The 21,692-nt window shown below is 70.8% G+C and carries 18 protein-coding genes and 1 tRNA gene; 12 read left to right on the top strand and 7 right to left on the bottom strand.

Annotated elements, in window-relative coordinates:
- Positions 1 to 39: 39 nt before the first annotated feature.
- Entirely contained in the window at positions 40 to 1,014 is a 975-nt protein-coding gene (gene nadE / locus NAF06_RS11985; RefSeq protein WP_008585617.1) for an NAD(+) synthase, read from the top strand.
- Positions 1,015 to 1,104: 90 nt separating this feature from the next.
- Here the strand turns inward: nadE and NAF06_RS11980 are convergent, their stop codons facing one another.
- Complete coding sequence (locus tag NAF06_RS11980) at positions 1,105 to 2,547, bottom strand: M28 family metallopeptidase (RefSeq protein ID WP_008585619.1); 1,443 nt, start codon at positions 2,545 to 2,547, stop codon at positions 1,105 to 1,107.
- Between the two features lie 116 nt (positions 2,548 to 2,663).
- On the opposite strand from NAF06_RS11980, the gene NAF06_RS11975 reads away from it, so the two are divergent.
- A tRNA-Gly gene (locus tag NAF06_RS11975) sits at positions 2,664 to 2,734 on the top strand.
- 426 nt (positions 2,735 to 3,160) lie between these two features.
- On the opposite strand, the gene NAF06_RS11970 is transcribed toward NAF06_RS11975, so the two are convergent.
- Positions 3,161 to 4,639, bottom strand: a complete 1,479-nt coding sequence (locus NAF06_RS11970; RefSeq protein WP_251106162.1) for a KaiC domain-containing protein — start codon at positions 4,637 to 4,639, stop codon at positions 3,161 to 3,163.
- A gap of 173 nt (positions 4,640 to 4,812) precedes the next feature.
- Here NAF06_RS11970 and NAF06_RS11965 point away from each other — a divergent pair, with 173 nt between their 5' ends.
- Genes NAF06_RS11965 through NAF06_RS11955 form a run of 3 tightly spaced genes read left to right on the top strand, consistent with a single transcriptional unit; the run spans position 4,813 to position 6,955 of the window.
- The gene (locus tag NAF06_RS11965) at positions 4,813 to 5,640 is read left to right on the top strand and encodes an NAD(+)/NADH kinase (RefSeq protein ID WP_008585624.1); all 828 of its coding nucleotides are present in this window, start codon (positions 4,813 to 4,815) and stop codon (positions 5,638 to 5,640) included.
- Positions 5,641 to 5,686: 46 nt separating this feature from the next.
- Positions 5,687 to 6,214: a hypothetical protein gene (locus NAF06_RS11960; protein WP_008585627.1), complete on the top strand. Its 528-nt coding sequence runs from the start codon at positions 5,687 to 5,689 to the stop codon at positions 6,212 to 6,214.
- 45 nt (positions 6,215 to 6,259) lie between these two features.
- Positions 6,260 to 6,955: a VTT domain-containing protein gene (locus NAF06_RS11955; RefSeq protein ID WP_008585629.1), complete on the top strand. Its 696-nt coding sequence runs from the start codon at positions 6,260 to 6,262 to the stop codon at positions 6,953 to 6,955.
- 293 nt (positions 6,956 to 7,248) lie between these two features.
- On the opposite strand, the gene NAF06_RS11950 is transcribed toward NAF06_RS11955, so the two are convergent.
- The 3 genes from NAF06_RS11950 to aspS all read right to left on the bottom strand — a co-directional run bounded on the left by NAF06_RS11950 (position 7,249) and on the right by aspS (position 9,891).
- Positions 7,249 to 7,989: a DUF4382 domain-containing protein gene (locus NAF06_RS11950; protein ID WP_008585631.1), complete on the bottom strand. Its 741-nt coding sequence runs from the start codon at positions 7,987 to 7,989 to the stop codon at positions 7,249 to 7,251.
- A gap of 1 nt (position 7,990) precedes the next feature.
- A complete protein-coding gene (locus NAF06_RS11945; RefSeq protein WP_008585634.1) occupies positions 7,991 to 8,293 on the bottom strand; it encodes a hypothetical protein in 303 nt (100 codons plus the stop codon).
- A 293-nt stretch (positions 8,294 to 8,586) separates the two neighbouring features.
- Positions 8,587 to 9,891: an aspartate--tRNA(Asn) ligase gene (gene aspS / locus NAF06_RS11940; RefSeq protein WP_008585637.1), complete on the bottom strand. Its 1,305-nt coding sequence runs from the start codon at positions 9,889 to 9,891 to the stop codon at positions 8,587 to 8,589.
- Between the two features lie 562 nt (positions 9,892 to 10,453).
- Here aspS and NAF06_RS11935 point away from each other — a divergent pair.
- Positions 10,454 to 10,786 (top strand): hypothetical protein, encoded by a 333-nt coding sequence (locus NAF06_RS11935; RefSeq protein ID WP_008585639.1) that lies wholly within the window; start codon positions 10,454 to 10,456, stop codon positions 10,784 to 10,786.
- Positions 10,787 to 10,827: 41 nt separating this feature from the next.
- Here NAF06_RS11935 and larC read toward each other — a convergent pair whose 3' ends face one another.
- The gene (larC, locus tag NAF06_RS11930; protein WP_008585641.1) at positions 10,828 to 12,336 is read right to left on the bottom strand and encodes a nickel pincer cofactor biosynthesis protein LarC; all 1,509 of its coding nucleotides are present in this window, start codon (positions 12,334 to 12,336) and stop codon (positions 10,828 to 10,830) included.
- A gap of 144 nt (positions 12,337 to 12,480) precedes the next feature.
- On the opposite strand from larC, the gene NAF06_RS11925 reads away from it, so the two are divergent.
- From NAF06_RS11925 to NAF06_RS11905, 5 genes are all read left to right on the top strand, one after another.
- The gene (locus NAF06_RS11925) at positions 12,481 to 13,164 is read left to right on the top strand and encodes a histidine kinase N-terminal 7TM domain-containing protein (protein ID WP_008585643.1); all 684 of its coding nucleotides are present in this window, start codon (positions 12,481 to 12,483) and stop codon (positions 13,162 to 13,164) included.
- Positions 13,165 to 13,446: 282 nt separating this feature from the next.
- Complete coding sequence (locus NAF06_RS11920; RefSeq protein ID WP_008585645.1) at positions 13,447 to 15,669, top strand: CDC48 family AAA ATPase; 2,223 nt, start codon at positions 13,447 to 13,449, stop codon at positions 15,667 to 15,669.
- 123 nt (positions 15,670 to 15,792) lie between these two features.
- On the top strand, positions 15,793 to 16,053 hold the full coding sequence (locus NAF06_RS11915) for a hypothetical protein (RefSeq protein WP_251106161.1): 261 nt from the start codon (positions 15,793 to 15,795) through the stop codon (positions 16,051 to 16,053).
- An 85-nt stretch (positions 16,054 to 16,138) separates the two neighbouring features.
- Entirely contained in the window at positions 16,139 to 16,672 is a 534-nt protein-coding gene (locus NAF06_RS11910; protein ID WP_008585661.1) for a DUF5815 family protein, read from the top strand.
- Between the two features lie 141 nt (positions 16,673 to 16,813).
- Positions 16,814 to 17,038 (top strand): hypothetical protein, encoded by a 225-nt coding sequence (locus NAF06_RS11905; RefSeq protein ID WP_006627747.1) that lies wholly within the window; start codon positions 16,814 to 16,816, stop codon positions 17,036 to 17,038.
- Positions 17,039 to 17,094: 56 nt separating this feature from the next.
- On the opposite strand, the gene NAF06_RS11900 is transcribed toward NAF06_RS11905, so the two are convergent.
- Positions 17,095 to 18,105, bottom strand: a complete 1,011-nt coding sequence (locus NAF06_RS11900) for a hypothetical protein (RefSeq protein WP_008585664.1) — start codon at positions 18,103 to 18,105, stop codon at positions 17,095 to 17,097.
- A 282-nt stretch (positions 18,106 to 18,387) separates the two neighbouring features.
- On the opposite strand from NAF06_RS11900, the gene carB reads away from it, so the two are divergent.
- A complete protein-coding gene (gene carB, locus NAF06_RS11895) occupies positions 18,388 to 21,618 on the top strand; it encodes a carbamoyl-phosphate synthase large subunit (protein ID WP_008585665.1) in 3,231 nt (1,076 codons plus the stop codon).
- Positions 21,619 to 21,692: the final 74 nt, after the last annotated feature.

Genomic DNA, 21,692 nt, shown 5'->3' with positions numbered 1-21,692 from the left:
TTCGAGCGGTAGCACCGACGGAGCGTGAGGGGGGAATCGATGGCTGACCGCGAGTCCGCGTTCGGTCCCGACGGGCCCGCCTCGTCGGAGTCTAGCGACGGCGTCGCGGTCGGCGACGGTCACGCCACCGACCGCGAGGGATCGCCCTTCCGGTCGCTGCTCTCGGATCGCGATCCGGTGACGGAGCGCGACCGGATCCGCTCGTTCGTCGCGGAACGGGTCGGCGCGGCGGGTGCCGACGGGGTGGTGGTGAACATGAGCGGCGGCCTCGACTCGACGGTGACGGCCGCGCTCGCCGTCGAGGCCCTCGGCCCCGACCGGGTGTACGGACTGATTCTCCCGTGTAACAAGATCGGCGCGCCGCACGCCCGCGACGCCGAGGCGCTCGCGGAGGCGCTGGGAATCGAGCACGACACCGTCCACCTCCAGCCGCTGTTCGCGCAGTTCGGCGCGGTCGTCCCCGACCGGTTCGCCCTCCACGACGAGCCGGTCCGCTCCGGAAACGCGGTGGCGCGGCTCCGAATGGCCGTCGCGTACCTCGTCGCCAACGCGACGAACCGCCTCGTGTGCGGCACCGCCAACCGGAGCGAACTGCTCTCGGGCTACCTGACGAAACACGGCGACGGCGCGGCCGACCTGTTCCCGCTCGGCCACCTGTACAAGACGCACGTCCGCTCGCTCGCGGCCGAGCTCGACGTCCCGGAGTTCGTCGTCGAGAAGTCCCCGTCCGCCGGGTTCCTGCCGGGGCAGCGCGACGCGGACGACCTGGGCGCGCCGTACGAGGTGATCGACCCCGTCCTCCACCTCGGCGTCGACCGCGGGCTCGACCCGGACGCGGTCGTCAAACGGATCGCGGCGGCCGTCACCGACGCCAACGTGACCGACGCCGAGGGCGGCGACGGCGAGGAGTTCGCGCCCGTCGACCGCGAACTGGTCACGGACCTGCTCGGTCGACACCGCGCGACGGCGCACAAGCGGCTCCCGCCGCCGACGCCGGACGCCGACGTCGAGTGAGAGCGACTCGTCCCGCCGGGCCGGTTCTTTCGCTCCGCCCGGGCCGGCTCGCTCGCCCGGCCTGGTCGGTTCGCTCGTCCGGCCCGCGGCTCAGTCCCAGTCGGCCGGCCAGAGGTCGGCGGCGCGCATCCCCGTCTCGAAGTCGGCCTCGCGGAACGCGGCGGCGAGTTCCTCCCGGTCGAGCCGCGGGAGGTCGCGCTCGTCGGCCGCGAACTCGGCGACGATCAGCGCGATCAGCATCGCGTGTTCGCGGACGTTCCGGTCGTCGACCTTGTCGCGCGTGTCCGCGTGGGTGTGACCCCACCCCCGGCCGCGGTCGCCCGAGTCGCTGTGTAGCTGGAGCGCCGGCACACCGCGGCGCACGAACGGCCACTGGTCGGAGAACGGGTGCGGCTGCGCGTCGACCTCGATCGGCTGGCGCGTCGCCGTCGACACCGCCTCCGCAACCGACGCGGTCGCCGTGGACGCGTGCGCGAGCGCGACGAGGTCGCGGAACCGCCCCGCGCCGTCGACGTTGACCACGCCCTTCACCCGGTCGCGGTCGACGCGCTCGGCGAGGTGCTCCGCGCCGAGCAGCCCGACCTCCTCCGCGCCGACCGCAACGATATCGACACCGAGCGGGAGGTCCGCGTCCGCCAGGATTCCGGCCGCGGTCGCGACCGTCGCGATCCCGCAGCCGTTGTCGAGCGCGCCCTCCGCGATGTCGTGGGCGTCGTAGTGGGCGAGCAGGAGGACGCGCTCGTCGGTGTCCGGCCCCGCGCGCCCGGTAACGTTGCGGCTCTCGCCCGGGGTCGTCTCGGCGTCGACGGTGAGTTCGGCCTGCGCGACCGGTCCGGACCCGGCGGTCGCACCGTCGCCGGTCCCGTCGACCGCGTACTCGCGGAGCCACGCGCCGGTCTCCTTCGAGACGCCGGCGGCGACCGCCTCGGCCTCCTTCCCGAACGTGAGCGATCCGGTCGGGGGCAGCTGGCCGTCGACGTGGTTGACGAACACGAAGCCGACCGCGCCCGAGTCGATCGCGTAGCCGAACTTCTCCATCCGGTGGACGAACCGGCCGCCCGACGGCGTCGTCGTCGAGGCGACCGCGATCCGTCCTTCCACGTCGCGCTCGTCGATCTCCGCCGGGGTGCCGTAGCCGACGTCGACGAGCTCGCCGCTCGCGTCTCCGGCGGGCGAGTACGGGAGCGCCAGCGCCTCGAACGAGCGCGTCGTCGGTTCGCCGTCCCGGCCCGAGACGGTCACGTCGAGCGACGCCGACCCGCGCTCCCACGCGGGGAGATCGAACGGCTCCGTCCGCACGTCGGCGAGTCCCGCGCGCTCGAAGGCGTCCGCGACGAGTCCGGCGGCCCGCCGTTCGCCCTCGCTACCGGCCATGCGGCTCCCGATCGCGGTGAGGTCGGTGAGGAACGCCCACGGTTCGTCGTCGGTCCACGTCGCGCCGAGCGCGGGGGCGAGTTCGGCCGCTCGCTCTCTGACGCGCTCGACCGCGGCCGCCCGGTCGGGTCGAGTCGCGTCCGCCGTGTCGTCGGTCATGGGCGTGCCTCCGTCGGTGACGACTTAAGCGTGTGGCTCGCGGCACCCGATCTCGGAGCCGATACCGCCCGCCGAAACGCTACGTTGAAGTGGGACGGTCGGGTACTCGGATTCGAGCACCGTTGGTCCAGTGGTAGGACATTAGCTTCCCAAGCTAATAGCCCGGGTTCAATTCCCGGACGGTGCATTCCTGCGGCGAGCAATCCGCGAGCCGCAGGTATGCTAGTGAAATCGAACGGAATCGGTGAGACACTTCCGAAGCCCCAGTCGGTTCCGGATGGCCTCGCTGCGCTCCTCGTCACTCGCGATGCTCGTTCCTGCGGTGCTTACGTCGGCCGTCTTCCCGGAACCGACTGCCCCTTCGAGTCCAACCCCACACGGCGACCGCTCCTCATTCCTCCCCAGCCTCGTCAGTCGACCTCCGCGTTGCTCCGGGCGACTGACTCCAGCGAGAATCGGAGATTCTCTGGCAGCGAGGGACACGGTCCCTCGGGCAACCGGGCTTCCCCGGTGACAGTCGGCGCGCAGCGCCGGCGACCTCGCGCGGCGCAGCGTCGCGGTCGCCGGGGGCGACCGCTCGCTGGCGCGCGCCACCGCACAGCCACGTCCGCTCTCAGAAGATGTTCGCCTGATCGTAGACGGAGATTCCGGTGTCCGTGATGTCGTAGGGCTTCGTCTCGCGGGAGTGGTTCGCGTCGCGGATCTTCTGTATCTCGACCGCGAGGCGGGTTTCACGGAAGTCGGACCCGCGGACGTACTGGAGGACGAAGACGGCGTCGGTGAGGTACTCGACGATCCCGTGGCGAGAGGCGTACGGCGTCTCCTCGCTCGCCTCGGAGGTGAGCAGCGTCGTCACGCCCGCCTCCTTCAGCGAGCGCGTGAACCCGAACACCACGGAGCGGCGCTTCGCGGGGTGGTCGTACATCATCTCTAAAAGCGAGACGGAGTCCAGCACCAGCCGGTCCGCGTCGAACTCCGCGATGAGCCGGACGAGGTCGTTGCGGATCGACGACAGCGAGTTCGCCATCTCGATGGGGTCGATGGCGACGACGGCGAGGCGGTCCGCGTCCGCGTGCTCGCGGAACGGCCACCCCTTCTCCTCGGCCGTGTCGTAGATCGACTCGCGGGTCTGCTCGAGCGTGATGTAGATCCCCTTGTTGCCCGCTTCGAGGGCGTGATTCAGGAACTGGAGCGCGAACGTCGTCTTCCCGGTCCCGGCACCGCCGATGACCGACAGCAGCGACCGACTGGGGACGCCGCCGAGGATCATGTCGTCGAGCCCCTCGATCCCGATGTCGGTCCGATCGATCCCCGACTCGAACTCGTCGGGGTCGACGTCGAAGTCGGTCGCGTCTCCCGGTCCGCCCTCGCCCCCGTCGAGGTCGTCGAACCCGAAGTCGTCGCCGTCCCGGGCCGCGGACCCGCGGTAGCCGCCGAAGGGGTCGCTCCCCGCGTCGCCGGCGGACCCGCCGGGCGACTCCGCACCGCTCGCGCCGCCACCGCCGCCCGCACCGCTCGACCCGCCGCCGGACATGCCGCTCCGGCTCCCGCCGAAGGGGTCGTCGTCGCCGAACGGGTCCGTCCCGCCGCTTCCACCGGTCTCGCCGCTCGGACCGCTCTCCGCGTCGGAACCGGCGTCACCCCCGCCGCCGCCGAAGGGGTCGTCGTCACCGAAGGAGTCGCTACCGCCGAAGGAACCGAATTCTCCCCCGTCCGCGTCGGTGTCAACGTCGCCGAACGCCCCGGCGGGAACGCCGTCGTTCCCGGAGTCGTCGGCCGCGGGGCCGCCTTCGCTTCCCCCGAAGGGATCGCCGCCCGCCTCGTCACCGCCACCGAACGGCTCGCCGCCCGCCTCGCCGCCGCCAAAGGCGTCGTCCTCGCCGGACCCGTCGTCGGTGCCGATCCCGATCGCTCTCGCCGGGTCGTCGGGGACGCCATCGGCGTCGTCGGACTCGGCCGCTTCGTCGCTCGCTTCCGGTTCCGGCTCCCCGCCGTCGCCGTCGTCGGTCGCTTCGCCCTCCACCGGCTGCTCGTCGGACTCCTCGTCGGTCTCGCGCAGCGCGCGCTCGAACCAGTCGTCCTCCTCGCTCATCGTTTCCGCCGCCCGTGGGGGGTCGACATGGGCCGAGCAACGCGGCCGAGCGGCTTGAAACTTTCCGGCGACGTTTCGGATTTCGAGAATCACGAACGCTCCGGCGCTCCCGACGGCTGCCCCGGTTCGCCGATGTCCGCACGCTTTTACCCGGGGACGGGGATGGACTTTTCATGGAAGTGGGCATCGTGGCGCGAAAGGGCAGCGAGCGGGCGGCGTCGCTCGCGGCGACGCTCAGGGACGTCGTCGCCGACGCGGGCGAGGCCGTCTGGCTCGACGAGGAGACCGCCGCGGCGCTCGACGCCGGCGACGACGCCCGCCCGGTCGACGCGTTCGGCGACTGCGACCTGGTCGTCGCCGTCGGCGGCGACGGGACGTTCCTGTTCGTCGCGCGCAACGCCGGCGACACGCCGATCGTCGGGGTGAACCTCGGGGAGGTCGGCTTCCTCAACGCGGTCCCCCCGGGCGACGCCGCCGCCGCGCTCCGCGCCGAGATCCGGTCGTTCCGCGACGGTGGGTTGGACGTCCGCGAGGCCCCGCGGCTCACCGCCAGCGCGGACGACTGGACCTCGACGCCGGCCGCGAACGAGGTGGTCGTCCAGGGCGACCGCCGCGGTCCCGGCGGCGGGATCGAGTACGAGGTGCGGGTCGACGGGTCTCGGTACGCCGGCGGGCACGCCGACGGCGTCCTCGTCGCCACGCCGACGGGGTCGACCGCGTACAACCTCTCCGAGCGCGGACCGCTGGTCCACCCGGATGTGGACGGAATCGTCGTCAACGAGATGGTCGCCGAGGAGGGCATGCCCCCGCTCGTGGTGGACACCGACGCGACCGTCACCGTCTCGATCTCCGGCGAGGCGGGCGCGACCGTCGTCAGCGACGGCCGCGACACCGCCTCGCTCGACGGTCCGGTCGAGGTGACCGTCGAGCGGACCGCGCCCCCGATACGGGTCGCCGGACCGCCCTCGGACTTCTTCGAGGCGCTCGGGAAGCTGTCGTGACCCGGACGCGCAAGCTTCAACCCCCGCCCGGTCGGAGCCACCGCCGATGAACGTCCCGCTGGGGCTGGCCCCGTTCACCGGGCAGTCGCGGACCGAACACGCGCTCGTCCTCGTCGGGGGCGCGCTCGCGTGTCTGCTCGGCTACGTCGGCGCGGCCGCGGCGTTCTTCGGGCTGGCGGCGCTGGGCCACGGGGAGCCGGTCGGCCCCCAGCGGATCGCCGGCGTCTTCGCCTCGCTGGCCTGCTGGGGGTTCTACGCGCTCGCGTTCGTCCGCGGGAAGGGCGGACCCGTGACCGACGTGCTCGCCTATCCGCTCGCGACGGTGACGGTGGTTCCCTTCGCGTTTCGCTGGACCGCCTTCGGCCCGGCGTGGGACGCCCTCGCCGACCGGGTCGGATTCTTCCTCCTCCGGCCGGCGCTGTTCGTCGACGCCGCCGCCCACGTCGTCCCGGGGCTCGTCCTGTGCGCCGGAGTCCTGACCGCGTGGGCGAGCCTGCTGGGCGAGGAGGCCGTCGCGGCGTGGCAGCGCGAGCACCTCTCGGAGTCGTTCCGGGCGGCGTTCGTCGATGAGTGAGCGGGACCCACAAAGCGTTTACCGGACGCCCGCGGACGCGAGAGCGTGAATCGCCGGTCGACGGTCGGGCGGTACGCGCTCGCGGGCGTCGTCGTCGCCGCGCTGGCGGCGGTCGCGGTCGCGGCGTCCCCCGAGGCCGCGCTCTCGCGGCTCCGGTGGCTCGCGGACGACCCCGTCCGGTTCGGGGTCGCCGTCGTCGCGCTCGCGGCCGTCAGACCCCTTCTCGCGTGGCCGACGACCCTCCTCGCCGTCGCCGCCGGCTTCGGGTACGGGTGGGCTGGAATCCCGTTCGCGCTCGCGGTCGTCGTCGCGACCTCCCTCCCGCCGTACGCGCTCGCCCGGGCGGGACGTCTCCGGCTCCGTGATTCGGCGGGAGACCGCGAGGGGTCCGGGCTCGCCGACCGGTTCTGTCGCGCGGGCGAACGCTTCGCGGCGGAGTCGGGGAGCGTGCGCGCCGTGACCGGGACTCGCCTGCTGCCGCTCCCCTCCGACGCGGTGACGGTCGGGGCCGCGGCCGCCGGCGTCGAGGCCCGTCCGTTCCTGATCGGCACCGCACTCGGCGAACTGCCGTGGGTCCTCTGCGGGGTCGCGGTCGGCGTCTCGCTCGACCGCCTCGCCGCGGCCGGCGGGTCGCTCGTCGACCCGACCGCGATCCTCGGCATGGCCGCGGTGGGGGCGCTGGTGCTCGCCGGACCGCTCTATCGGACCTTCGTCGCCCCCGACGCGGCGGCCTCGGCCTGACGGGCTTCGACGGGCGCTTCGCCCGGCGGACGGCGTGGGGACTGCGACGAGAAGTCACTACGAGGAACGAGCCGGGGAAAACGAATCGCCGCGGTCGAGAAGAACGGAGACCGCCCGAGCGTGTCGCGCGGGCGATCGTGCGGGTCGTGTGCCTCTGACCCTCGACGCGGGGACCAACCGTGACGCAACGCGCACTCCCCCGGTCCCCGAACCCCGGGAACCGAAACCCAGCCCTAACCCCGAAGCCGCGGCGCGGCCGCGGCTCCAACGGAGGACCGGGGGAACGCGCCGCGTCAGGCGTCGGAGGTGTTGTCGCCGTCCGACTCGGAGCCGTCCGAGTCCTCCGACTCCTCGACGTCGCTGTACTCTACTTCGATCCCGCTCGGCACCGGACGGAGGAGGTATCGGCCGTTCCCCCGCAGCACCGGCGCGAAGTCCGCGGTGAACGTCGTCCGCGTGTTCTCGCGGATCTCGAACGCCTCGTTGAACTTCAGCGGCGCGTTGCCGGGGAGGTCGACGGTGGCCTCGCTGCCGTCGGTGAGCGTCCCGTCGGCCGCGGACACGTCGAGTTGGAGGTACGGGTACTCCCCGGTCTCCAGATCGCGCTCGTCGATCAGCTGGGTCTCCCCGTTCTGGAGCTCGACGAGGTCCGCCTCCTGCGGCTCGTCGAACTCGAAGTACTCGCGCCCGGCGGGAGCGTCCTCGCCGTCGTCGGTCTCGTTCCCGCTGGCCGTCTCGTTGCCGTCGGCGTCGTCGGTCTCGTTGCCGTCGGCGTCGTCGGTCTCGTTGCCGTCGGCGTCGCCGTCGTCCGACTCCGGCTCGGCACCCTCCGGTCCGAGCCAGAACCCCTCGACGGTGACGACGAGCGACTCGAAGTCGCCGATGTCGGCGGGCTGGTCGGTCACCCAGGTCGCGAGCGTGCCGGTCGCGCGACCGACGCAGCCGGCGAGTCCGACCGAGCCGAGCGCGGCGACGCCGGTCGCACGCAGGTACGTCCGCCGGTCGACGTCGAGGTCGGGCGTTCGGTCCGTCACGTTACGCTCCCCCCTCGTCCCCGTCGTCTCCGCCGGAAGCGTCGCCGTCGGCGGAACCGTTGCCGGCGATGTCGCTCACGGTCTCACCGAGGTCGTCGACGCCGCCGGAGAGGAACTCGTTCACGCTACTCAGCAGGTCGCCGACGAAGTCCGGGACCTGGTCCGGGAGGTCGCTCGGCGGTCCCGCGTCGCCGGGCGCGTCGCCCGGACCGGGAGCCGCCGCGACGGCACCGGCGGCCGCGCCGGTCCCGATCAGTACCACCGCGGCGATCGCCACTATCATCGTGGTTCGGATGGCGTTCATTGCGATTCCCACTCGGACCCGGACCTACTTCAATGGCGTAAGCCGTTCAGCCGAATTACGCCCAATTTTACCCGGTTTAACGGCCGGGAGACGGCTCAAGAGCAGCGATCGGTGGATTTCCCGCGAATCGGTACGGTTCCTTATAAAAGAACGAGCGAAGCGCCCGCGGCCGACGGCGAGGCGCGGACCGCGTCGGGAACGGCGATTCGTCGCGTGCGCGACGCGGCTCGTGGCTCGATCGATCGAAATCTCGGTCCGGTCGAGGGTCCGGCCCGACGGGCGAGTCGCCGCGCTCAGGGCTCCAGCCGGTTCGGGTCGCGCGGGAACATGATCGCCTCCTTGATGTTGTCGAGGTCGGCGACCTTCTGGACGAGGCGGTCGATGCCCAGCCCGTAGCCGCCGTGCGGAGGCGTCCCGTAGCTCAGCGCCTCGATGTAGAACTCGAAGTTCGCGGTCTCGACGCCCTCCTCCTCCATGACCTCGACCATGCGCTCGACGTCGTGTTCGCGCTGGCCGCCCGAGGAGAGCTCCTGACCCTTGTAGATGAGGTCGAACTTCCGCGAGGCGATGTCGTCCTCGGGGACGTCCTGCATGTAGTAGAACTTCTCGTCGGGGTAGCCGACGACGAAGAACGCCGGGTGGCCCTGCTCCTCGAAGTGCTCGCCCAGCAGCTTCTCGCCCTTCGTGTCGAGGTCGGTCGGGTCGTCCGGGAAGTGGCCGTACTCGGTTTCGAGAATGTCGAGCGCCTCGTCGAAGGTGATCCGCGGGAAGTCGTCCTCCGGCACGTCGAGGTCGACGTCGAGGAGGTCGAGCTCGCGCTCGGCGTTCTCGGCGACCTCGCGGAGCGCGTACCGCAGCGACTCCTCCTGCACGTCCATCACGTCGTCGTGGTCGTCGACGTACGCCAGCTCCACGTCGAACATCGCGATCTCGGAGACGTGGCGGGAGGTCGCGAAGTCCTCCGCGCGGAACGCGGTCCCCGTCTCGTAGACGGCCTCGTAGCCGGAGGCCATCAGCATCTGCTTGTACAGCTGCGGGCTCTGCGAGAGGAAGGCGTCCTGGTTGTAGTAGAGGATCGGGAACAGCTCCGCGCCGCCCTCCGCTCCGCCCTTCGAGATGAGCGGCGTCTTGATGTCGACGAACCCCTCGTCTTCGAACCACTCCTCCATCGCGGTGATGAGCTCGGAGCGGAGGGTGAACACCGCGAGCGTCTCCGGCTTCCGGAGGTCGAGCGCACGGTTGTCGAGGCGGGTCGAGAGGTCGACCTCGATGTCCTTCGAGATCTCCAGGGGAAGCGGGGAGTCCGCCTCGTCGATGACCTCGTACTCCGTGGGCGCGATCTCGACGCCGCCGGGGGCCTGATCGCTCTCCAGCGGCTCGCCGGCGACGCGGACGACGTCCTCGGCCCCGACGTCCTGAACGGCCTCGAACAGGTCCGGCTCGCGCTCCTCCTTGAAGACGATCTGGATGAGGCCCTCGCGGTCGCGCACGATGAGGAAGACCAGCCCACCGAGGTCGCGGATCTCGTGGACGTGGCCGGCGATGGCGACCTCGTCCGCGTCCGGTTCGACGTCCGACGTGTGAATGCGGTCGATCATGGAGACGGGTGTTACGGCAAACTGGTCGGGCGGTCGGCATAGGTTTGTCGTCTCGACGTCGACGGAACCCGACGGCTGTGGCCGTCTCGAACGCGTTCTCGGCCGGGTCCGCTCGCTCGCATCCGATATGGCATGTGGTAGCATAACTAATGTAATTTTAATACGAAACCGGTTCAGGGTGTCGTCAACGGCGTAGAACGCGCCGCCGGAGCCCCCAATGACCCGTTCCATCCGCTCGACGCTCGTTCGGTCCGCGAGCGTCGCGTTCCTCGGGTGGACGGGCATCGGCTACGGGACTCCGAACCCACGGTCCGTCCGCCCGACCGCGTGACGCGCGTCGGCTGGGGAGGTTTCCCCGCGGGACGGACCAGATCCCCGTTCTCTCCAGCCGTCGCTGTCCGTCACGCGCGTCGAGCCGCGACCGTGTCCCTCGCGGGCGTCGGCCGGCGACCCCACGTCGTCGCCCGGCGCTCGGGGACGCGGACCCGCGGAGCCGGCCGGTCACGGCGACCGGTCGCCCCGCGACGCCGTCCGCGCCGCGTTCGACTCGCGGCGAGGGAGTATGGCAGCAGCCGACCACACGCCGTCCGTCGAGGCGACGGTCTCCGTCCGGGTCTCCGAGGCGGCGACCGGCGACCTCGTCGCCGGCGCGAGAGCACAGATCGAGCGAATCGACGGCATCAGCGTCGAGGAACTGGAGATAGCCGGGTTACAGCCCGGCCTCAACGACACCACCGTCGAGGCCGTCGCGACCCTCGCGGTCGACGAGGCGGCGCGCGTCGCGGACACGGCCGTCGATCCCGAAGCGGTCGCCCCGGAGCTGGTCGCCGACCGACTCGCCGACGGGTTCGGCGTCGACCCCGAGCGCGTCGAGCGGGTCGACCCGCCCGACTGACGGGGCGGTCGCGTCCGCTCCCCCTTCCTCGTCCCGTCTCGCTACTCGTCGCTCAGCCGCTCCCGAACGATGCTCTCGGCCCGCCGGAGCACCTCGCGGACCGGGAGGCCGGTCGCCTCCGCGGCCGCGGCCGCGTCGTCGTACTCCCCGCTGACGTCGTACACGTCCCCGTCGGTCGTCGAGGCCACCTTCACGGCCACGTCGTGACCCGCGCCGTCGATCCGGAGCGTCGCCGTCTCGAACTCGCGCTCGGCGATCCAGCGGTGGCTCGCACCAGACTGGCGCACCCCGAGCGTACCGGTCTCGCGGGCGAGGCGCTCGGCGACCGCCCCCGCGTCGTCCGGCTTACAGATCACCTTCACGAGGTGGCCGGGCCGCGACTTCTTCATCGTCGTCGGAACGATCGTCACGTCCCGCGCGCCGGCGCGCGAGAGGGTCTCCTGAAGGCCCCCGAGGACCTCGGGAGCGGCGTCGTCGAGGTTCGTCTCCAAGACGGCGATGTCGTCGTGGACGAGCGACTCCTCTCCCTTGCTGCCTGATTCGCCCGCCTGCCCCCCGTCGGTGACGAGCGCGCGGAGGACGTTCGGGTGCCGCTCGAAGTCGGCGTCGCCGGCCCCGTAGCCCGCCCGCTCAACCGAGACGTCCGGCACCGCGTCGACGCCCTCGGCGACCGCGCCGAGGATCGCCGCGCCGGTCGGCGTCAGCAGTTCGCGGTCGATCGGGCCGCCGACGATCCGGAAGCCGGCGCGGGTCGCGATCTCGGTCGTCGCGGGTGCCGGGACGGGGTAGGTCCCGTGGCTCATCTCGACCGTGCCGCCGCCGACGGCGACCGGGGTCGTGACCACGCGCTCCGGGTCAAGGTCCGCCAAGAGCAGCGCCGCGCCGACCACGTCGGCGATCGCGTCGTCCGCACCCACCTCGTGGAAGTGGGTCTCGGCGAGGTCGGTCCCGTGGACGGACGCCTCCGCGCGCCCGAGCAGTTCGAAGGCGTCGAGCGCGGTCGACTCGACCGGGGCGGGGAGGGCCATCGACTCGACGAGGTCTACCACCTCCGAGTAGCTCCGCCGGACGCCGGCCCCTTCGGCGTGCGTGTGGTCGGCGTCCCCGTGGTCGTGTGAGTGACCGTCGCCGTGGCCGTGCGAGTGATCGTGGGAGTGACCGTCGCCGTGGTCGTGTGAGTGACCGTCGCCGTGGCCGTGCGAGTGATCGTGGGAGTGACCGTCGGCGTGGCCGTGCGAGTGGCCGTCGCCGTGGCCGTGCGAGTGATCGTGGGAGTGACCGTCGGCGTGGCCGTGCGAGTGGCCGCCGGCGTCCCCGGAGCCGTCTCCGCGCTCGTCGCGGACGCCGCCGCTGTCCCCGTCGTCGTCAACGAGCACGTCGACGGTGGTCGCCCGGATCCCGTTTTTCGTCGTCTCCCGGACCTCATACCGGACCGGAAGCCGATCGCTCACGGGGCGGAAGACGTCGGGGTCGGCACCGGCCGCGATCAGCGCGGCGCAGATCATGTCGCCGGCGGCACCGGTCCGGCCGTCGAAGACGAGCGTTCGCATGGCCTATCGGAGGCCAGCGAGGGACAAATACCCCCTGATCGGCGGGGTCCGATCGCGCCCCGATCGGAGGGTCGTCGGGCCGCCGTCGGTCGAAGCTGTCGGGCGGATGAAAACCCCTAATACGGCAGGTTGACACCAGTGGGTATGTCTCCCTCCACGGTCGGAACGGCCGGGGCCGCCCTCGGGGCGCTCGCCGCGCTCGTCGCCGTCGGTCCCGGTCTCCGGACCGCGATCGCACACCGCGAGAGCGACAACGGCCTCTCGTTCGGCGTCCTCGCCATCGGGGTCGCCATCTGGGGCGGGACGGCGGCGTTCCGCCCGTTCTCCCCGGAACCGATGGTGCAGGCGTACTTCTACCTCCTCTCGCTGATCGGGGCGTCGGTGGCCGCGCTGGGGTGGTTCCTGTTCGCCAGCACGGCCCACAGCACGCCGGGGACGCTCGGCCATCCCGCGGTGTACGCGGGCGTCGCGCTCGTCGTCGGCGCGGACGTCGGGCTGGTCGTCACGACCCCGATCCACGGGCTGTACTGGGGCGGGATCGCCGAGACCGCGACGGCCTTCGGGACCAACGCGGTCGTCCCCACGGCCGCCTACTGGGCGCACACGCTGCTCGTCGCGGGGCTGTTCGCGGCGGGCGTGTGGCTGTTCGCGCGGTCGCGCGGCTCTCGCCGCGACCGGCGGTACGCGCGTGTGTACGCGGCCTACGCCGCCGTCGTCGCCCTCGGCGTCGTCGCGAGCAACGTCGCGGTGCCCGGGTCGGGGGCGGTGACGCCCGCCGTCGCGTCCGGGCTCCTCGTCGTCGGCGTCGTTCAGGCCCGCTCGTCGTGAGTTCGCTCGTGGACCGCGACGCGAGCGCGCCCACCACGTGAGCCCGCCCCACCAAGTGAGTCCCGCCCGCCACGCCGCCTCATCGCCGCCGCTCGGCCCGCGAAGCGAAACGGCGAAAACGCACAGTTACGACGGGGTTTTAAGAACGGAATCCGTACCGTGGCATATGATCACACGGCTTGTCGCCGGCGGGCGACGCTCGGGACGAACCGGCGATCCCCACACGGGCAACAGGCTTATTCCCGGACCGGGTCCAGATACGACCATCCCCCGCGAGGAACCATGAACGAAGTCCAACTCGAAGTGGCGAAGGCGTACCCGAACGACTCGGGGCGCGGCATCGCCCGACTCGACCCCGACACGCTGTTACACCTGAAGCTCTCGCCCGGCGACATCATCGAGATCGAGGGCGCGGAAACCACCGCCGCGAAGGTCTGGCGCGCGGACCGCCAGGACTGGAACACCGACACCGTGCGGGTGGACGGGTTCACCCGACAGAACGCCGACGTCGGCATCGGCGAGCGCGTGACGATCCGGAAGGCGGAGGCCGAGAAGGCCGACAAACTCGTCTTGGCCCCGCCCGAGGAGGCGTCCGTCCAGTTCGGCTCCGACGCGGCCGGCATGGTGAAACGCCAGATCCTCAAGCGGCCGGTCGTCGAGCGCGACATCGTCCCCGTGATGTCCTCGACGAACCACCCGTTCATGCGGTCGCCCGGACAGGCGATCCCGCTGATCGCGGTCGAGACGGAGCCCGACGGCGTCTGTCTCATCACCGAGGACACGGAGGTCGAACTGCGCGAGGAGCCGATCTCCGGGTTCGAGAAGACGGGCGGCGGGATCACCTACGAGGACATCGGCGGCCTCCAGTCGGAGATCCAGCGCGTCCGCGAGATGGTCGAGCTGCCGATGAAACACCCGCAGATCTTCTCGAAGCTCGGCATCGAGCCGCCGCAGGGCGTCCTGCTCCACGGCCCGCCGGGCACCGGGAAGACGCTGCTGGCGAAGGCGGTCGCCAACGAGACGTCGGCGTCGTTCTTCTCGATCGCCGGCCCGGAGATCATCTCGAAGTACTACGGCGAGTCCGAACAGCAGCTCAGGGAGATCTTCGAGGACGCGAAAGAGGAGTCGCCGTCGATCATCTTCATCGACGAGCTGGACTCGATCGCGCCGAAACGCGAGGACGTGACCGGCGAGGTCGAGCGCCGCGTCGTCGCTCAGCTGTTGACGATGATGGACGGGTTAGAGACGCGCGGACAGGTGATCGTCATCGGGGCGACGAACCGCGTCGACAGCGTCGACCCCGCGCTCCGCCGCCCCGGGCGGTTCGACCGCGAGATCGAGATCGGCGTCCCCGACGAGGTGGGCCGGAAGGAGATCCTCCAGATCCACACCCGCGGGATGCCGCTCTCGGACGACGTGAGCCTCGACCACCTCGCCGACGAGACGCACGGGTTCGTCGGCGCGGACATCGAGAGCCTCACGAAGGAGGCCGCGATGAAGGCGCTGCGCCGGTACCTCCCCGAGATCGACTTAGACGAGGAAGAGGTGCCGCCGAGCCTCATCGACCGGATGATCGTCAAGCGCGACGACTTCTCGGGCGCGTTGAACGAGGTGGAGCCGTCGGCGATGCGCGAGGTGCTCGTCGAGCTCCCGAAGATCTCGTGGGACGACGTGGGCGGCCTCAGCGAGGCCCAACAGCAGGTCCAGGAGTCGGTCGAGTGGCCGCTCACCTCGCCGGAGAAGTTCGACCGGATGGGCGTCAACGCCCCGAAGGGGGTGTTGCTGTACGGCCCGCCGGGCACCGGGAAGACGCTGATGGCGAAGGCGGTCGCCAACGAGACGAACGCGAACTTCATCTCGGTGCGGGGCCCGCAGCTGCTCTCGAAGTGGGTCGGCGAGTCGGAGAAGGCGATCCGACAGACCTTCCGGAAGGCCCGGCAGGTGAGCCCGACGATCATCTTCTTCGACGAGCTCGACAGCCTCGCGCCCGCTCGCGGGCAGGAGGCCGGGAACAACGTCTCCGAGCGCGTCGTCAACCAGCTCCTCACCGAGCTCGACGGGTTAGAGGACATGGGCGACGTGATGGTCATCGGCGCGACCAACCGACCGGACATGATCGACCCCGCGCTGCTGCGCTCGGGGCGGTTCGACCGGCTCGTGATGATCGGCCAGCCCGACCAGGAGGGCCGCGAGCAGATCCTCGACATCCACACGCAGAACACGCCGCTCGCGCCCGACGTGAGCCTCCGCGAGATCGCCGAGATCACCGACGGCTACGTCGGCTCCGACCTCGAAGGGATCGCCCGCGAGGCCGCGATCGAGGCGCTGCGCGACGACGACGACGCCGAGGAGGTGGAGATGAAGCACTTCCGGCGCGCGATGGAGTCGGTGCGGCCGACGATAACGGAGGACATCCTCGCGTACTACGACGAGGTCAAAGAGCAGTTCAAGGGCGGCGGCGGCGAGTCGCTCCGCGACACCGGCGGCCGGATCGGGTTCCAGTAGGCCGCGCGTCGCTCGGGCGACCGAGTCGTCCCGACCCCGCGCTGGCTTCCCACTCCCACGCCGTCACCCCGCTCCCGCGCTGCCGACCGTTTTTGCGTCCAGGCCTCCTACCAAGAGTCGACTATGTCAGACGACGTCACCGTCGACGTGGAGGTCGAAGTGGAGGTCGACCGCGACGAACTGGAGGTCGAGCGCGACGACGCCGAGACGATCGAGGCGACCTACGAGGCGAACGGGATCGAGATCGAGGTCGAGGCCGAGGTGGAAACGCACGGTGTCGCCGGCGATGCGGACGACGGAGATACTCACGGCGGTGATGCCGAGAGCGGTCACGGCGACGACGGAGCGAGCGACGAGGAGGACGGCCACGAGGACTTCGAGTAGCTGGGCAGCCCGAGAGCGGTTCCGTCGGCGGCGACGCAGCGGCGCGTTCCGCGCCCTTTAACCCCGCGAGCGGCCAAGGGCGGGTATGTCTCAGCCCCGCGTCCCCGGCGGCGACGAGAACGCGCTGGAGCTGCCCTGCGGGGAGACGATCGCCGTCGGCGAACTGGACCTCGGGATGCGCGAGTACGACTGCGACTGCGGCGAGGCCCACGCGGTCGTGATGGACGTTCACCCGCCAGAGCGATTCCTCCCCGACTTTCTGGTCGACGTCCTCCGCGAGGCGATCGAGACGACCAGCGAGGAGATGCCGGAGTTCGACACGCCGCACCTCCTCGGCGTCGTCTTAGAGGAGTTTCCGGAAGCCGTCGTCGCCCACGACGCCAGCGAGAACGCCGACGTCGGGTACGCGATGGCGTGGGTGACCGACTTCGACTCCCGCCGGCTCCACGAAGTCGTCGTCGAACTCGTGGTCGAACTGATGGAACACGCCGTGAGCCACGCCGACGACGACGAGGCGCTGTCGGCGTTCGAACAGGAGATGGTCGAGTTCGACGTGAGCGAGTTCGTCGAGCAGTACCGCGCGGAGCGGGACCTCGAAGCCGAGGACCCGTACGCCTGAACGGCCCCGGTCGCTTCGTCCGGCACGACCTCGGCAGACGGCTGAAACGGACGAATACGACCGTTACAACGTTCGTGTCAGACAGCCGTCCGACTCCTGTCTCACTGAACCCTATATGTTCGGAGACCGTACGTAAGACACATGAGTGCCGGCGAATACGACCGGTACGAGCGGATTCGCGGCGTGCTCGCCGAGGCCGAGGAGCCGCTGACGGCCCGGGAGATCCTCGCGCTCGTCGAGGAGTGCGACGACTGCGAGGCGATCGACAGCCCGCACCGGGTCGCCACGGTGTTGGGCCGCCGGGCCGAGCGCGGCGAGATCGAGGTCATCGCGGGCCAACCGTACCGCTACCGGCTCGAAACCTGAGTCGGTCCGGCGTCCGGAACGGTTTCGCCGCGCCGAAGGGTGGGTGCGCGGTCGGTCTACGGCGAGACGATCAGGTGGAACCGACAGGGCCCGTCCCGGTAGTCGACGACGACGTTTCTGAAGTCGACCCGGTCGTCGTACTCCCCTATCGGCCGGAGGTCGCCGGCGACGCCGAGCGCGTCGAGCGCGTCGACGAGCGCGTCCGAGGGCGGATCCCCTTCTTCGTACCGGCGCGGCTCCTCGGCGAGCGCGTCGTCTAACACCCCCTGCGCGGCGTCCGAGAGCCCGGCGTCGCCGAGGTCGCGCTCGACGATCGCCGCGCGCGCGTACTCCTCGAACCGGCTCCGGCCCTCCGCGATCTCGCTGAGCGCGTACGTCCACTCGGGGACCTCCACCGTCCGCCGCTCCGCGGCCGGCCGGAAGTACTCGCCCTCGTACTCGACGAACGCGAACGGCGGCGACGGGACGAGCGCGCTGGCCGCCGCGTCGAGTTCGTGGTGGTACTCGACGGTCTGTCGCTCGTCGAACTCGGGGTCGCCGAGGAATCCGTCGTGGCCCGCGTAGACGGCGTCGAGCGCGGCGTCGAGGACGCGCTCGTCCTGCGCCGAGAGGCCGAACGGCGGCTTCGCGACCGTCGCGTCGTCGGGCGGCGTCTCGTCGGTCCGCTCGACCGCGAGGTGCCACCGCTCCAGTTCGAGGCGTCGCTCCTCGGCGATCCGGACCTCGTGGAAGGTCCCGTCGCGTTCGAGGAACGTCGGCCGCGGACGGGTCTCGGTCCCCCACGAGTCGCGCCCGACGAGCGGCCACTGTCTGACGGTCACGCTCCCGGTCTCGAACAGTGCCGACAGATACGCCTCTTTCGTCTCGGTCGCGAAGTCGACGCGAGTCGCGGCGTCGACGGCGGTCGGGTCCGGCCACAGGTACGGTCGACCGATCGACGAGAGGTCCGGTTCGTCGCCGACGAGCGCGTACGAGTCGAGGCTGCCGGGGCTCAGACACCCGGCCGTCGCGACGGTCGCGCCGGCGGCACCGAGCAGGTGGAGGGCGCGGCGGCGGGAACAGGGCATGTCCGCCTCGAAGTCACCGGGTTTCCGATAAATTCCTTGTGGTGAACGGCTCAGACGGCCGATCGGACGCTGTGCGGACGAGCGAGTCCGGGGTCTATAAGCGGGTCCGGGGTCTGTAAGCGAGTCCGGCGTCATCGGTCGCGGCCCCGACCGCCTCACCCCGGGTCGTGGGACACGAGCTCAAGCCCCGTGAGACGGATTCACTTGCGAAAATCGCAAACTCGTTGCGAGATTCGTACTCTACCGCCGACCTTATTACGATGAGCGTATTCCGTCCGCGTAATGAGCGAGGACCGGACGATTCTACTCATCGGCAGCGGACCGATACAGATCGGACAGGCGGCCGAGTTCGACTACTCCGGGGCGCAGGCGTGTCGCGCCCTTCAGGAGGAGGGCGCTCGCGTCGTCCTGGTGAACTCGAATCCGGCGACGATCATGACCGACCCGGAGACGGCCGACCGAGTGTACATCGAGCCGATCACGCCCGAGGCCATCGCGGAGGTCGTTCGGATCGAGGAGCCGGACGGCGTCATCGCCGGCCTCGGCGGACAGACCGGCCTCAACGTCACCGCGGAGCTCGCGGAGGAGGGGATTTTAGACGAGTACGACGTCGACGTGATGGGGACGCCGCTGGACACCATCTACGCGACGGAGGACCGCGACCTGTTCCGCCAGCGCATGGAGGGGCTCGGCCAGCCGGTGCCGAAGTCGACCACCATCTCCTTAGACGAGGACGAGTCGGTCACCGACTTCGACGAGGCGGCGTTCCGCGAGCGCGTCCAGTCGGCCGTCGACGACGTGGGCGGGCTCCCCGTCATCGCGCGGACGACGTACACCCTCGGCGGCTCCGGGTCGGGCGTCGTCGACGAGTTCGAGGAACTGGTCGAGCGCGTCCGCAAGGGGCTCCGCCTCTCGCGGAACAGCGAGGTGCTGATCACGGAGTCCATCGCGGGCTGGGTCGAACTGGAGTACGAGGTGATGCGGGACGCCGACGACTCCTGTATCATCATCTGTAACATGGAGAACATCGACCCGATGGGGATCCACACCGGCGAGTCGACGGTCGTCACGCCCTCGCAGGTGATACCCGACGACGGGCATCAGGAGATGCGCGACGCGGCGCTCGAAGTCATCCGCGACCTGGGCATTCAGGGCGGCTGTAACATCCAGTTCGCGTGGCACGACGACGGGACGCCCGGCGGCGAGTACCGCGTTGTCGAGGTGAACCCCCGCGTCTCCCGTTCCTCCGCGCTCGCGTCGAAGGCGACCGGCTACCCGATCGCCCGGGTCACCGCGAAGGTCGCGCTGGGCAAGCGGCTCCACGAGATCGACAACGAGATCACCGGCGAGACGACCGCCGCCTTCGAGCCGGCCATCGACTACGTGGTGACGAAGGTGCCGCGGTGGCCCATCGACAAGTTCGACGACGTGGACTTCGAGTTGGGCACGGCGATGAAGTCCACCGGCGAGGCGATGTCGATCGGCCGGACGTTCGAGGAGAGCATGGTGAAGGCGCTGCGCTCCTCCGAGTACGACCCCGCCGTCGACTTCGAGGACGTGTCCGACGCGGAACTGGAGTCGGAGTACCTCGAACGCCCCAGCCCGGACCGCCCGTACGCGATGTTCGAGGCGTTCGACCGCGGCTACGAGGTCGACGACGTGATCGGCCTCACCGGCATCCACCGCTGGTACGTCGAGCGCTTCGAGAGGATCGCCGACGGCACCGCCGCGGCGGCCGAGGGCGACTTCACCGAGGCGGCGATGGTGGGCCGCACCGACGCCGAGATCGCGGCGACCGCGACCGCCGGCGGCGTCGACGCCGACGTGGGAGAGGTCGAGAGCGCGGTGCCCGACCGCACGTACAAGCAGGTCGACACCTGCGCGGGCGAGTTCGAGGCCTCCACCCCGTACTACTACTCCGCGCGCCTACCGGAGTTCCTTCGGGGGGCCGACACCGCCGGCGCGGCGAACGAGGTCCGCGTCGACCCGGACGTCGAGAGCGTCGTGGTCGTCGGCGGCGGCCCGATCCGGATCGGGCAGGGCGTCGAGTTCGACTACTGCGCGGTCCACGCGGTGCGCGCGCTCCGCGAACTCGGCATCGACGCGCACGTGATCAACAACAACCCCGAGACGGTCTCGACCGACTACGACACCTCCGACGGACTCTTCTTCGAGCCCATCTCGGCCGAGGAGGTCGCCGACGTGATCGAGACGACCGGCGCGGACGGCGTGATGGTCCAGTTCGGCGGGCAGACCTCGGTCAACGTGGGCGAACCGCTTCAGGCAGAGATCGAGCGCCGCGGACTGGACTGCGAGATTCTGGGAACCAGCGTCGAGGCGATGGACCTCGCGGAGGACCGCGACCGGTTCAACGTCCTGATGGACGAGCTCGGCGTCGCCCAGCCCGACGGCGGCACCGCCACGAGCGAGGCGGAGGCGCTCGAACTCGCCCACGACATCGGCTATCCCGTCTTGGTGCGCCCCTCGTACGTCCTCGGCGGGCGCGCGATGCGGGTCGTCGAGGACGACGCGGAGCTTGAGGAGTACATCGAGGAGGCGGTCCGGGTCTCGCCGGACAAGCCGATCCTCGTCGACCAGTTCCTCGACGACGCGGTCGAACTGGACGTCGACGCCGTCGCGGACGGCGAGGACGTCCTGCTCGGCGGCGTGATGGAACACGTCGAGAGCGCGGGCGTCCACTCGGGCGACTCCGCCTGTATGATCCCGCCGCGCTCGCTCGGCGACGAGACGCTCGGCCGGGTGCGCGAGGTGACGGAGGACATCGCCCGCGCGCTCGACACGGTCGGCCTGCTCAACGTCCAGCTCGCGGTGACGGGCGTCGACGACCCCGAGGCCGACAGCGAGGTGTACGTGTTGGAGGCGAACCCGCGCTCCTCGCGGACGGTCCCGTTCGTCTCGAAGGCGACGGGCGTCCCCATCGCGAAGCTGGCGGCGAAGGTGATGACCGACGACCTCACGCTCGCCGACCTCGACGTCGACGAGCAGATCCCGGAGCACCGCTCCGTGAAGGAGGTCGTCCTCCCGTTCGACCGCCTGCCGGGATCGGACCCGCGGCTCGGCCCGGAGATGAAGTCGACGGGCGAGGTGATGGGCACGGCCACCTCCTTCGGCAAGGCGTACGACAAGGCGCAGGACTCGACGGGCAAGCCGATCCCGGAGTCCGGCACCGCCGTCGTCGACCTCTCCGCCGAGGAGTTCCCCGACCCGGGCACCGAGGCGGGAGAGGCACTCGTCAGCGGCTACGCTGAGCACTTCGAACTCAGCGAGGCGACGGACCTGATCGAGGCGGCAAAGCGCGGCGACCTCGACCTGATCGTCTCGCGCCAGCGCGACCTGCTCGAAGTGGCGGTCGAAGAGGAGATCACCTACTTCTCGACGCACGCCTCCGCCAAGGCGGCGCTGGAGGCGCTCGACCACGCGGGCGACGACCTCGACGTGATGGCGGTCTCCGACCGGCCGAAGCGCGTCGCGGACTGGGGCGCTGCGGAGTAGCCGGCGCGGCACTCGCGGCTCGGCCGGCGTCGGAGACGGAGTCGACAAAGAGGCCCCGCAACCGAGCGACGGTT

Source organism: Halorubrum hochsteinianum, from assembly GCF_023702125.1.
GTDB classification, from domain to species: Archaea; Halobacteriota; Halobacteria; order Halobacteriales; family Haloferacaceae; genus Halorubrum; species Halorubrum hochsteinianum.
Note: the sequence above shows the minus strand (reverse complement) of the source record. Positions and strands in the feature narration are given on the sequence as shown.